Below are 12,310 nucleotides of genomic sequence, written 5' to 3'. Positions count from 1 at the left end.
GCTGACGGGGAACGCCAACCCCCCGCAGCTGTGATGAATCGACTCCGCAGTGCTTATCTCGTCTCGGCGATGCTGCATGAGTACTATTCCGCAGCGATTGTTCAGTCATGGTTTTCAGGCATGAATCCCCTACTCGGAGATTCCACCCCAGTCCTACTTCTGCGGGACGGACCACTCGAGGACACCGGCCCAGCTGTTCTAGCAGCGGCACGTGCATTCCTGGTTACAGACCAACTCGAAGAGAGGCGCGGACGAGCAGCCATTTCGGAGCCGCAGCCTTAAAGTTCTGGACCGTATTTGGGTCTGGGAGGCCCCTAGGCCGCCTCGGGATTGTCAAAACGCAGAAGGCGACTGGGGCAGAGAATGCAACCCAAGGGTCAATTCTGGGTGGATCCGACGTTAGCTGCAGGGACCGCGGGAGACGATGAGGGTCTCGCAAATGGTGCCTGTCAGGGCGTTTCCGGCTGCGCTGGCCAGGCTCCGTCTGCATCGGCCGCGTCGCCGATATCAGGGAACCCCGTAGAGACCTAGGGACCTGCTGTCGCCTGCCGAAGTATCCGGCAAAACTACTACCACTGCACCTGGTGCGCCTTATTGGGCCAAGAGGCTTCTTGTCGAACCGGATGGATGCTCATCAAAACGCAATCCGGTGACCGAACTTATGGGACTCATCGCAAGTGCGGTGTACCAGCGGTCTGAATCCTCCAGTGTCCAGCAACGGTCTGGCGATGTAGTGGGCGAGGTTCCGGAACCCCAGTGCAGTCCCACGAAAGTGCTCGAGTCGTGCATTGATGGCTTTTGTGGGTTCGTTGGGAGTGCCAGGCCTGTCGAAGTAACCAAGTATGTCCGCTGCCCGGCGGTTGAAGGCAGGGACATGCGTAACGGTTAGAGAGATCCGAGCCGAGAGGCGTATGACCAAGTCCGGTTATCCAGTCTCCGCATGTGCTGTTAGACGCCAAGAGGTGTCAGCCTCTTCTCAGGCACGTCCAGCCTCGCCAGCGATCCACGATCCCTCGGCGCGGGGGTGGCGGATCAAGGTGCGCCTAATCGGGACTCTCTATGGATGTTGCCCGAGCCTGCAGGAGCCTTGTCGATACGTGCACGGGAACCCGACTCCCCCAAAAGCTATTGCCACAGTACTCAGCGGTGACGAATACTGAAGTACTACTTCAGCCGTCTGAACTACACATACAGGGAGACCCATGTCTGAGCGTACAGAGAACCGCCACGCGGAAATCGCTGGAGGGGGGATTGCGGGGCTTACAGCAGCAGCCATGTTGGCGAAAAAAGGCTGGAGTGTGCGCGTTCACGAGCGTGCGGCTGCGCCTCGAGAGATTGGCGCAGGCATCTTCATCTGGGAGAACGCCATCAAGTCTCTAGAAGAGATCGGTGCTGCCGATGAGATCTCCAAAAACTGGGAGAGAGTGGACAACCACCAGCTTCGCGATCACAAAGGCCGCCTTTTACAGGACAACTGGCTGCACAACAGCCGTCTCTACACCACTCGTAGAACCGACCTCCACCGGGCACTGGGCAACGCTGCGCGGGCCGCCGGTGCAGAGATCGTCACGTCCTCGCCTGTGACTATGGCACGACCGGAAGGGACCCTAGTCCTCCACAACGGCGAAGAGCTCTCAGCGGACCTGGTCATCGGAGCTGACGGAGTGCACTCGCGAGTGCGGGATTCACTCGACCTTGCACACATCAAGGTAAATATGCGCGACGGCTGCGGCAGGTACCTGGTACCACGCAAAGCTGAGGACGGTGCCAATATCACGACGGAAGCATGGGACGGGGGACGTCGTATCGGCATCGCCCCGGTGAGCAAAGAAGATATCTACATCTTCCTCTGCGGGCCTGAGAAAGATGCTGAAGCGAGGGACCAAAAACCCTTCAATCCGAAACCGTGGCTGGAGTCCTATCCCCAGTACCGGGATTATATTGAGCGCATTCCGCGGAACGGCTCCGAACGCTGGGCCCCCTTCTATGAAGTGGAGACTCGCAGCTGGTCCAGCGGAAAAGTAGCGCTCCTCGGGGATGCCGCACATTCTATGGCGCCCAATCTCGGCCAGGCCGCGTGCGTTGCTATGACCAACGCAATAGCACTTGGATTCAAGCTGGAGGCCGAACCGGATGTCGCCACGGCGCTGCAACAGTGGGAGGCGGAAGAACGTTGGATCACCGATAATACTCAGCGTTACGCACGTCTGTACGGAACGATCGGAACTCGGTGGCCCCACCGGTTGCAAGGCATGCGTTCCATACTGATGCGCACCGTTATGCGCTCCTCTAGATTCCAGAACCGAGTAAATGCGGCGGCTCTTCATTTTCCGTCCCAGGCTCGCTGACACCTACATCATTCGCGTTGTTTTCTAGTTGAGGAGAACCCCATGTCGATCGAACTTCGTTCACTTTCCTATCGCAGTACAGCAGTGATCGCCGCTGCTGTGCTTGCCCTGTCCGCCTGTAGCTCTTCGGAAGAGGAAACTGCTCCAACCGGGGAGGAACCCTGGGAGATCGAAGCCGTGTTCGTCGAATGCGAATCGGGTGAGGAGCTGGCCTCCTGTGAGGGCGAAGAGACGCTGGACACCTACAAGGCACTCGACGGCGAGCAGGTGGACCAAGAAGTGGACGTCTGTGTCCTGGTGCCGCATGTGCAGGACCCGGTGTGGCTGGGCATTAATTACGGTGCGGCGAGCGAAGCAGAACGTCTCGGGGTCTCCATGCAGTTCAACGGCGCCGGAGGCTACGAGAACATCGCTGAACAGAATACCCAGGTCGAAGACTGTGTGTCCCAAGGGTACGACTCTGTCGTCGTCGGGGCCGTGAGCGCCGATGCTCTCGACCCTGCTCTAGCGCAGGCACAGGACAGAGGAGTCCACATCATTGACGGAGGCAACGGAGTCAATTCTGAGCATGTGGACGCTCGCGCAGTTCTCGACTACTACCAGATGGGAAGCACCATCGGCGAGCATCTAGTCGAACGCAATGAAGAGCTATCCGTCGCTCTTCTGCCAGGACCGGCAGGGGCAGGATGGTCGGAGCGATCAGTGGTGGGCTTCGAAGACGCCATCGAAGGTTCGGACGTAGAACTGGTCGATACCCGGTACGGGGACCCCACCCGAGAAGTCCAGGCAGGTCTAGTTGAAGACGCGCTCTCCGCCGACAGCGAGCTCGACGTCGTTGTCGGAACTGCAGTGACCGCCGAAGTCGCAACCAGCATCCTGGAGGAGCGGGGCCTCACGGATGAAGTCGACAACTACAGCACCTACATTTCTCCGGCACTGACCACCAGTCTGGAAGAAGGGACTGTCGCCTGCGCTCCCAACGACCAGGGCGTTTTTCTGGCCCGCATCATGATTGACCTCGCCGTACGTACCGCCCTCGACATCCCATACGAAAATGACACCCATCGCGCCGCTCCCTCTCCCCAGCTGGTGTGCGGTCCGGGAGCCGGCGATGCCGACAACTTCGCCGAGTTCGACCCCGAGTCTGTCTTCGCGCCGGACGATTGGTCCCCGGTCAACGATGTCAACTGATAGGGAGGCTCTGTAACATGTCCGAGCAAATGACCGCGTACAGCGGGGAAGTGTTTACCGCCACAGAGCAAAACGCGTCTGTGGTGGTGGTGAGAGGCCGGTTCATCGAGGCAGTCGGAGACGAGGCCCTGCTGGACTCCCTACCCGCCGGCACTCCGGTAGTGAAGATAAAAGGCCTCCTGGTCCCCGGCTTCGTCGACGCCCACACGCATGTGACGCATACTGCCACAGGAGGAATCGGAGCCGCAGACTGCCGAGTGCCGCATGTGCGCTCTATCGCGGACATCATCGCTACGCTTCGGAAGCACAGCGAAGGGACCGAAGGCACAGTGCTCGGCTATGGCAATCTATTTTACGATCGAAAGCTTAGTGACCGAAGGCTCCCTACGCGCGATGACCTGGATCAGGTTTCGACATCACGACAGGTCATCCTGCGCTGCGGGGGCCACATCTCCATCCTTAATACGGTAGCGCTGGAACGGATCGAGGACCGTGCGTTGCAGGGGCACACCGGCACGGCCACAGTCTTCAAGGACGCTAAAGGTCGTGCCACCGGTGCTGTAGCGGAAGCAGATGCCGAGTTAGACCTGCCCCGCCCCGGGGAGGCTGCCATCAGAGAGGAAATGAGCCGGATCCTTCAGGACGACTATCTCCGCCACGGTGTCACCACGGTCGGTGAGATCTGCGAGTCGCGGGACACTCTCGAGGCTCTCCGGGATGCCGTCCAGTCTAAGAGAAGCACTCCCAGAGTCCGTGGCTACCTGCTCGTCTCCCCGGCGCTGCCCCTTAAAGAAGCCGTATTTGCCGCAGATGAACTCAGGGACGCCGACAACCGGTTCTCGCTGGATGGTATCAAGGTCTTCGTCGATGGCGGCTACTCCTCCAGGACAGCAGCCGTCTCTTCGCCCTATCTGGATACTGAACCCGAACACGCCCACGGATCACTGGCGCTGACCGCGGAGGAGCTCGGCCGCATACTGCGGGAGGCTGCGAAGGCTGAAGTGAGTGTAGCTGTCCACGTGAACGGAGACCGGGCGCAAAAGCTCTTCCTGGAGTCCCTTCCAGAGAAACCGAACCCACGCTCCCGCCTTCGAGCAGAGCACGCCGGTAACTGGGTGTATGACTGGAAAACCGTAAACGGCCTCATCGAACGCGGAGTGACCCTCGTGGTGAACCCGGGGTTCTTTCACAGCTACATCGGCGATGAGTTCCCCCGGATCCTGGGCGATGTCGCAAGAAAAGGAAGGATGCCCATCAGGTCTTTGCTCCAGCAAGGCGCGCACCTAGCGGCCGGAGCAGACGCTGGGTTGGGCGCGGAAATCTCACAGAGCTGGCCGGCGGCCCACCTATGGAATCTGTGTTCGCGACCTACCCGGTCAGGAGACTCCGCGGAACCGGAGGAGACCGTCTCGGTCGAGGACGCCCTAAAGGTCCTGAGCATCGGATCCGCGCGTGCACTGGGAATCGATCACCAGGTCGGCTCCATCGAAGCTGGAAAATATGCAGACCTGGTGGAATTGAAGACCGACCCCCGCAAGATATCGCCAGAGTCACCAAGGGAGATACAAGCGCGCCGTGTCGTTCTCCAGGGTGATGTGGTGTACGGGGATGGTGACCAATGAGCGCCGTACGACTGGATGTTCGCAGCATCTCGAAATCATTTGGTTCGAATCACGTTCTGAAAGGTCTTTCACTGAGCGTCGCGCCAGGAGAGATCCACGCTATTCTCGGAGAGAACGGGGCCGGAAAGTCGACCCTCATCAAGACTGTCGCTGGCGTCCATATGCCGGAATCGGGCGAACTCCTGATCGACGGGGAACCGTTCAAGCCGCGCAAGCCGCTCGATGCGATCAATTGCGGCATTGCGACGGTCTTCCAGGAGTTCACGCTGGTACCTGAACTGTCAGTGGCGGAAAACATTCTGCTCGGAGAGTTGCCCACCAGGATTGGCAGCCCAGTGCTAGACCGGGCCCACCTATACAAACGTGCCCGAGAGCTAGCGGACATCGTAGGCCTCGAAGCCGATGTGCGGACTCGCGTCGGCACTCTGCCCCGGTCGCTGCAACAGCTTGTCGAGGTGGCCAAAGCCGTAGGGCGGCAAGCCCGGCTCTTCATCTTCGACGAGCCCACCGCGTCCTTGACCAAATCCGAGACGGACAAACTCTTCGATGTGATTCGAAAGTTGGCGGCCGAGGGCGCAGGAGTCATCTACATCACCCACCGGATGCACGAAATAGACGACCTGACAACACGTGTTTCGGTTCTGCGGGACGGAGAGATCACGTTTCAATCTGATACTCAGGACGCCGATCATGATGAACTGCTCAGAGCGATGACAGGCCGCGACCTCGGGACTATTTACCCGGAGCTTCCTGCTGCGGGCGAGGAGCCGGTGGTGAGGGTACGTGATCTTCAGCTACGTGAGGGCGGGGACGGCCTGGCTCTCGAAGTGGCCGAGGGGGAAATTCTCGGCATCGCCGGACTTCTGAACTCGGGAAAAGATTACCTGGCCAGAGTCATCGGAGGAGTCGAAGCGCCGCGTGCGGGTACCGTGCAGTTCACCAACAGTGCGCCGCGTCGTCGATACACCGCAGGGGTAGCCAGGCGAGAGGGCGTCATCTACTACCCTAGCGACCGCAAGCGTGAGGGGTTGGTCCTTGGCGCTCCCATCTACCGAAATATCACGATGGGCGCGTTGCAGCATTCGGACTTCTCGCTCTCGGGGGTGCTCAGGCGCCGAGCCGAACGTCGGATCACTTCCGGCTATGCACACGCGATGACAGTCTCTCCCCCCGACGTGATGCGCACGGCAGGACAGCTCTCCGGAGGGAACCAGCAGAAAGTTGTTCTCGCTCGTGGCCTGACTGAGGACTACAGACTGCATGTCTTTCATGACCCCACTGTCGGTGTCGATGTTGGGGCGCGCACCGAGGTCTATCGGCACATCGTCGGGTTGGCAGAGAAGGGCTGCGCAATAGTTCTGGTCTCATCAGACCTTTCAGAGGTCCTCGCAATGAGCCACCGAGTCGCTGTCGTGCGGGACGGCAACGTAGTCGCGGTCCTTACAGGAGAACAGCGAACTAGCCGTGCCGCTCTAGGACACTTCTTCGGAGCAGATACAGAGACCGACCCCCCCGCGCCAACGCGCAGATCTTTGAGGTGAAGACGATGACAACCACTAGTAAGACCAATTTTTGGCTACGACTCAGGCCCACACATATCGCCCTTCCACTCATGCTCCTGGCCCTGGTGATCGTATTCAGCGTGCTGAGCAATGACTTTTTAACCAGCGCCAACCTAATCAGCGTCGCCCGCCAGTCGGTCTACCTACTTCTGGTGACGTTTGCCCAGATGATCGTGTTGCTGAATGCCCAGTTGGACCTTTCAGTGGGCGCCGTAATCGGGCTATCTTCAGTAGTTACTGCGCTGACGCTCCAGGAGTTCGGCGACCTGGGGGTATGGACTATACCGGTCGCTCTCCTGGTCGGGACTGTAGCGGGGATCCTCTGCGGTTTCTTCAACAGCATAGCGATCGCAGTGTTGGGAGCTCCCGCATTCATGGTGACATTGGGGAGCATGTCAGTCTTCACCGCTGCCGGACTCCTGCTCACCAACGGCACGCCGGCGTCCGGACTACCAGTGAGCTTCACCTCCTTCCTCGGCACCGGTCGAGTAGTGGGTATCCCTGTGCCCATCCTCTTCGCGCTCGTGGTGGCCGTGCTTCTCTACGTCTTCCTCGCCTGGACAGTCACAGGGCGAAACATGTACGCCGTAGGCGGCAACGCTGAAGCCGCACGGACAGCCGGCATCAACGTGACATGGAGTGTCATGCTCGCCTTCCTGATCTCTGGCGGACTCGCAGGTCTCTGCGGAGTGCTTCTAGCGGCCAGGGTCGGCTCGGGCGAAGCCTCCCTTGGAAGTTCCTACCTGCTCATGACTATCGCGGCAGCGGTACTCGGCGGAGCCGCACTTTTCGGAGGGGACGCGGCCGTGAGGCACGCCGTTCTCGGAGTGCTTTTTATCAGCATCCTCAACAATGGGATGAATCTCATCCGGGTTCCCAGCTATATGCAGGAGCTCGTCCTCGGGTTGGTCCTAATAGGTGCCGTGGTAGGCAACGCCGGAAAGATCTTCGCCATGCTGCGGAACTTCAGGCTCCGGACGCAGCGTGCAAGAATAGAAAGGTGATACCCGATGAAGTAGGTGCCACCATCCGGAGCCTCAGGCTCTCCAGAGGCCTACCGCTTCGTGTAGTTGCCCAAGAGGTGGGGGTATCCGAAAGTTTCGTCTCGCAGGTGGAACGCGGGGTCGCGAACCCTTCCATTGCCTCTCTCCAGCGCATTGCAGTGGCTCTAGGCGTGTCCCTCCCGGACTTCTTCACCGGCGACTTAAGTCCTACGCAGGTCGTGAGAGAAGCTGAGGCGCGGCGTCTACGCCGTCCACGGCGGGACGCGGAAGAGATCTTTCTCACTCCGCGCGGTGTGAAGAATTTTGCCTTGATGGTCTCCGTGCTGCATCCCGGACAAGGGTCAGGCGAGGAGTTGTACGCGCACACTGGCGACGAAGAGTGCGTCTATGTACTTACAGGAGAAGTCGTCATCCGCACCGAAGAGAAGGAATACGAGCTCTCCTCAGGCGACGTGCTCGCCTTGGAGCCGCGGCGACCGCACGGCTACAAGAACCAGGGACAGAATGAGGCGAAGCTGCTGTGGATCACCGCTCCGCCCGGCGTCGATCCCGTTTAACTTGATCCCGTCCAGCCCACCTGACACCCGACGCCTTAGTCCTTCATTCTGCAGTGACGGCGAGCTGCCGGGGCTGACGCGTTCGCAAAGCCGCAGCGACACGATCTCCTTCCTCAGTGCCGGCGGCGCCTTGGAGGGCATCTGGAACTAGCGACTGAAGCGATCGCTCATCGGTTCCCCGGCGTCGTAACCGGCCACCCGGCGCTTCACGGCTGGCGGGTGCACTCGTGGCGTTCCTTGTCACTTCAGCCTGTAGTCAGCTGGGCAGAGATGTCCTCCCGCCAGTGATGTGCCTGGTCGAGCATGGATTGGTCCTCGGGGGCGGGTGATGCTTCGCGTCGTCGGCCGTCGGCCGGTACGCCGCCATAGTCAGATATCCGGATGCTGCGACGCTCTTGATCAACCGTGACGCGCCACTCTGGTCGAGCCCGATCTCATGCGCGGGCTGCGCAACCGGGACGGGAAGATCGTGAGAGCCTCACTATCTTGGTTGATGCACATGTAATACACTGTGGTGCAGGAGGTGCAGATATGACGACAACTGTACGACTACCAGCAGACCTTGAAGCCCGTTTAGCTCAGGTGGCCGAGGGTACCGGGCGCCCAAAGAGCTACTACCTGCGCTCGTTGTTGGAAGAAAACATCGAACGTTTGGAGTGGGAGCTCTCTCTTGAGCGCAAAGTGGCCGATATTCGTGCTGGCAAACGCCAGACCTATTCACTCGAGGAAGTAGAGCGCGAGCTTGACCTGGAGAATTAAGCTCGACGAGGACGTCCGTAAGACGCTGAAGAAGCTCGACAAGCCGGTCGCGCAGCAGATCCTGCGAAAACTCCGAGAGATCGAGTCCTTAGACGATCCCACCACGATGGGTAAACCGCTCTTGTCTAACCGCAAGGGGTTCTGGGTCTACCGGGTCGGGGATTATCGAGTCATCTGCGATATCCAATACGGGCAGTTGATTGTCCTGGTGATTGAGCTTCAGCACCGCAGCGAAGCCTACAAATAGGGTCTGAGAGATCTCACGAGACGACAGGCGGCCAGCCACTCTGCGATGGCCCCTCTCCCCTATCAGAAGACCGCGCCAGAGAGACCACGCATGAGCCTGGAGAGGATCTGACATGAGCCAACGCGCCGGAAGAAGAAACCAACCGGGCTCCGGGGAGACCGGCTGGATCATCCTGGGCGGATTCCTCGCGGTTGTGCTGCTGCTCACCGCCGGATGGTGGGGGGCAGCACTCATTGATCCTGCGATCACTACCCCTGCCGGGGCTAGTGATCCGCTGACGATCCTCACCGGACAGATGACGGGGACGCTGCCGGTCACGGCTGCGCAACTCGTCATGTTCAGCACCATCGTGTTCGGTGTGCTGGTGCTCGTCGCGTTCCTGGTGTTCGTGGGGCTGCGCCAGCGAGGAAAGTCCTCCCGAGTGGATCATCTGGCGCGGTCTATGTCGCGGCCGAAAGATCTCATCGGGCTTAGCGTCAAGGCGCAGACCGCCTCGGCTGAGCGGCTGCGCGCGGCCGATGCGTCACCAGGTGTGCCGCTGGCGCGTGCGGTGACGAACAACAAGGAGCTGCGCGCCTCGTGGGAGTGGGTGCAGACCTGGATTATGGGGCCTCGTGCGGGTAAGACGTCGTGCGTGTGCGTGCCCCAGATCGTAGAGACCAACGGGCCGGTGTTGGCGACCTCGAATAAGCGAGACATTGTGGATCTCACGCGCGGGCCGCGCCTGGCCAAGGGCCGGGTGTGGGTCCACGATCCCCAAGACATTATTGGGGAGGAACCGTCCTGGTTCTGGAACCCGCTGAGCTTCGTCAAAGACATGGAGACGGCCCAGAAACTCGCGGACGTGTTTATTGCCTCCGAAACCTCGGCAGGGGCCTCCCAGGACGCATATTTCACCTCTGACGGTAAGCGTCTGCTCTCTCACCTTCTGCTCTCGGCCGCACTGACCTCACGTCCAATCACGGACGTGTTCACCTGGGCTAATGATCCTGACGATCCGACGCCGCGTGAGGCGCTAGACTCGTCTGGGAGCCCGACCTACGCGGCGGCGCTGGGCCAGATCATGCAGCTCACGCCGAAGCAGCGTGACGGCGTGTATGGCACTGTGCGCCCGTGGGTCTCGGTCCTGGGCGATGAGCGGGTGATGCCGTGGCTGCGCGATCCTATGCTGCCGGGGGTGATCGAGTTCGATCACGAAGAGTTTTCCAAGACCACGGACACGCTATATCTGATCTCGCGTGAGGGTGGTGGATCTGCTCGCGCGATCACCGCCGCGTTGGTCATGGCCACGCTGACTTCTGCGGAGAAGCGCGCCGGCCGGCTGCCTGGTGGCCGGCTCTCGCCTCCGGTGATGGCCGTTCTCGATGAGGCTGCCAACGTGGTCCGGTGGCGTGAGCTGCCGGACCTGTATTCGCACTACGGTTCACGCGGCATCGTGGTCTCAACGTTCTTCCAAAGCTTCGTCCAGGGCGTGGAAGCGTTCGGCAAGGAAGGGATGCGCAAGCTCTGGTCCTCGGCCAATATCCGAGTAGCCGGCTCGGGACTGTCTGAGGATGAGTTTCTACCGTTCCTCTCCCAACTCGTGGGAGAGCGCGACGTGATCAAGCGCCAGACCAGCAGCGCCCAGCGCGGCCGGTCGACCTCGACGTCGATCCAACGTGAGCGGATCATGGATGTAGCGGATCTCGCCGGGATGCCCTCGGGCCGCGCGTTGCTGTTTAGCTCCGGTCAGCCGGCCGCGTTGATGAAGCTCGAACACTTCTCCGCGAAGCCCTATGCCCAGGACGTGAAGGACTCTCAGGAATACTACGAGGCCATATTGGACCAGTAGCTTCCGCGGAGTACGTATGGATTTTCGTGGTCAGTTGGACCGGCCGGAGCGGTAGAGGGCTATGTCACATGGACCTACCGCTGGCGGCCAGAAAGCGATGGAACCCGCTTGACGCTTGCCACGCGGTTTGGCGAAAAAGCCGAAGCGGTCTTCTCAGAACGGTACGGCTCGGATGCTGAGCGGCAAGTATCTATCCGCAAGGACGCTGGTGTCCCAATGACTCTCAGGCGTATCCGCGATATCCTGTCCTAACCACCGTCACCTGAAATGTGGGGATGCACGTTCCCCTGCTAGTCATCTTTCTCGGGGATCGTCGGCCGCGGCCTCGAGCGCTGGAAATTCGGGTGCCGATCCTTTTCGCCCTCGTGGTGGCTGTGCTTCTGTACTTCTTCCTCGCCTGGACAGCTTCTTATCTGGTCCAGCCTGTAGTCAGCTGAGCAAACATGTCCTCCTGCCAGCGATGCGCCGGGTCGAGCATGGATCGGCCCGCGGGGGCGAGCGATGCTTCGCGTTGTCGACCGTCGGTCGGGGATGCCGCCATAACCAGATAGCCGGATGCTGCGGCGCTCTTGATCAACCGTGACGCGCAACTCTGGCCGACCCCAATTTCGTGCGCGGTTGCGTTGCCCGTCGCCGGGGCGCCCCGCTGGCTGAGCGCATCGACCGCCTCGCAAAACCAGTACGCATCGCCCCTGCTCGCCACCTACGTCGGCTGCGACAGGTTGGCGTTACTGTCGACACCCAACTCACCGAGTTGTACTGGCAGATCTGCAACGAGATCCTAGCCCAGCAAGATCGTCGAGGCTGGGGAAGCGAGGTGATCAAGCGACTCGCTTCTGACCTCGAAAGTGAGTTTTGAAGATGACCGGATTGTCGCAAAGCAACCTGTACTGTATGCGGTCTTTCGCGGCAGCTTGCAGAGATGAAACGGTTGTTGGACAACTGCCGTGGGGCCACATCACCACACTTTTGGATATAAGCTCTACGACAATCACTCGCGTCCCTTTTCCGCCGCGGTGACCGTGAGAATGGCTGGTCACGAATGTCCTGTTGACATAATCATGAACCGTGGTTTGGCGAGAAAAAACCGTCCGGACCGCTCGGTCGCGAAGCCCGGGCGATTCACTTCCTGTATCCGGTGTGGGGCCCCCTTGGGGGACAATGGACAACAGGACCGCTCAAAAACGGC

General features: G+C 60.2%; 10 protein-coding genes and 1 pseudogene. 10 read left to right on the top strand and 1 reads right to left on the bottom strand.

The features are described from left to right. Positions 1-634: 634 nt before the first annotated feature. A pseudogene (locus tag H4W27_RS13200) lies at positions 635-901 on the bottom strand (transposase); the annotation flags it as partial. Between the two features lie 301 nt (positions 902-1,202). Here H4W27_RS13200 and H4W27_RS13195 point away from each other — a divergent pair. From H4W27_RS13195 to H4W27_RS13900, 10 genes are all read left to right on the top strand, one after another. Continuing rightward, positions 1,203-2,348, top strand: a complete 1,146-nt coding sequence (locus H4W27_RS13195) for an FAD-dependent monooxygenase (RefSeq protein WP_192596634.1) — start codon at positions 1,203-1,205, stop codon at positions 2,346-2,348. A gap of 42 nt (positions 2,349-2,390) precedes the next feature. Continuing rightward, the gene (gene torT, locus H4W27_RS13190) at positions 2,391-3,539 is read left to right on the top strand and encodes a TMAO reductase system periplasmic protein TorT (protein WP_192596633.1); all 1,149 of its coding nucleotides are present in this window, start codon (positions 2,391-2,393) and stop codon (positions 3,537-3,539) included. A 17-nt stretch (positions 3,540-3,556) separates the two neighbouring features. Next, a complete protein-coding gene (locus tag H4W27_RS13185; RefSeq protein ID WP_192596632.1) occupies positions 3,557-5,161 on the top strand; it encodes an amidohydrolase in 1,605 nt (534 codons plus the stop codon). Then, positions 5,158-6,702 (top strand): sugar ABC transporter ATP-binding protein, encoded by a 1,545-nt coding sequence (locus H4W27_RS13180; protein WP_192596631.1) that lies wholly within the window; start codon positions 5,158-5,160, stop codon positions 6,700-6,702. Before H4W27_RS13185 ends, H4W27_RS13180 begins: the two co-directional genes overlap by 4 nt. Positions 6,703-6,707: 5 nt before the next feature. Beyond that, positions 6,708-7,727, top strand: a complete 1,020-nt coding sequence (locus H4W27_RS13175; protein ID WP_192596630.1) for an ABC transporter permease — start codon at positions 6,708-6,710, stop codon at positions 7,725-7,727. Continuing rightward, positions 7,724-8,284: a helix-turn-helix domain-containing protein gene (locus H4W27_RS13905; protein ID WP_192596629.1), complete on the top strand. Its 561-nt coding sequence runs from the start codon at positions 7,724-7,726 to the stop codon at positions 8,282-8,284. The genes H4W27_RS13175 and H4W27_RS13905 overlap by 4 nt, the downstream gene beginning before the upstream one ends. 531 nt (positions 8,285-8,815) lie before the next feature. After that, complete coding sequence (gene relB, locus H4W27_RS13165) at positions 8,816-9,043, top strand: type II toxin-antitoxin system RelB family antitoxin (protein WP_192596628.1); 228 nt, start codon at positions 8,816-8,818, stop codon at positions 9,041-9,043. Next, positions 9,027-9,290 (top strand): type II toxin-antitoxin system RelE family toxin, encoded by a 264-nt coding sequence (locus H4W27_RS13160; protein WP_192596627.1) that lies wholly within the window; start codon positions 9,027-9,029, stop codon positions 9,288-9,290. Before relB ends, H4W27_RS13160 begins: the two co-directional genes overlap by 17 nt. Positions 9,291-9,402: 112 nt before the next feature. Then, positions 9,403-11,121: a type IV secretory system conjugative DNA transfer family protein gene (locus H4W27_RS13155; protein WP_192596626.1), complete on the top strand. Its 1,719-nt coding sequence runs from the start codon at positions 9,403-9,405 to the stop codon at positions 11,119-11,121. A gap of 610 nt (positions 11,122-11,731) precedes the next feature. Beyond that, positions 11,732-11,980 (top strand): DUF1016 N-terminal domain-containing protein, encoded by a 249-nt coding sequence (locus H4W27_RS13900; protein WP_318782401.1) that lies wholly within the window; start codon positions 11,732-11,734, stop codon positions 11,978-11,980. Positions 11,981-12,310 lie beyond the last annotated feature (330 nt).

Source organism: Nesterenkonia lutea, assembly GCF_014873955.1.
Lineage (GTDB): Bacteria > Actinomycetota > Actinomycetes > Actinomycetales > Micrococcaceae > Nesterenkonia > Nesterenkonia lutea.
Note: the sequence above shows the minus strand (reverse complement) of the source record. Positions and strands in the feature narration are given on the sequence as shown.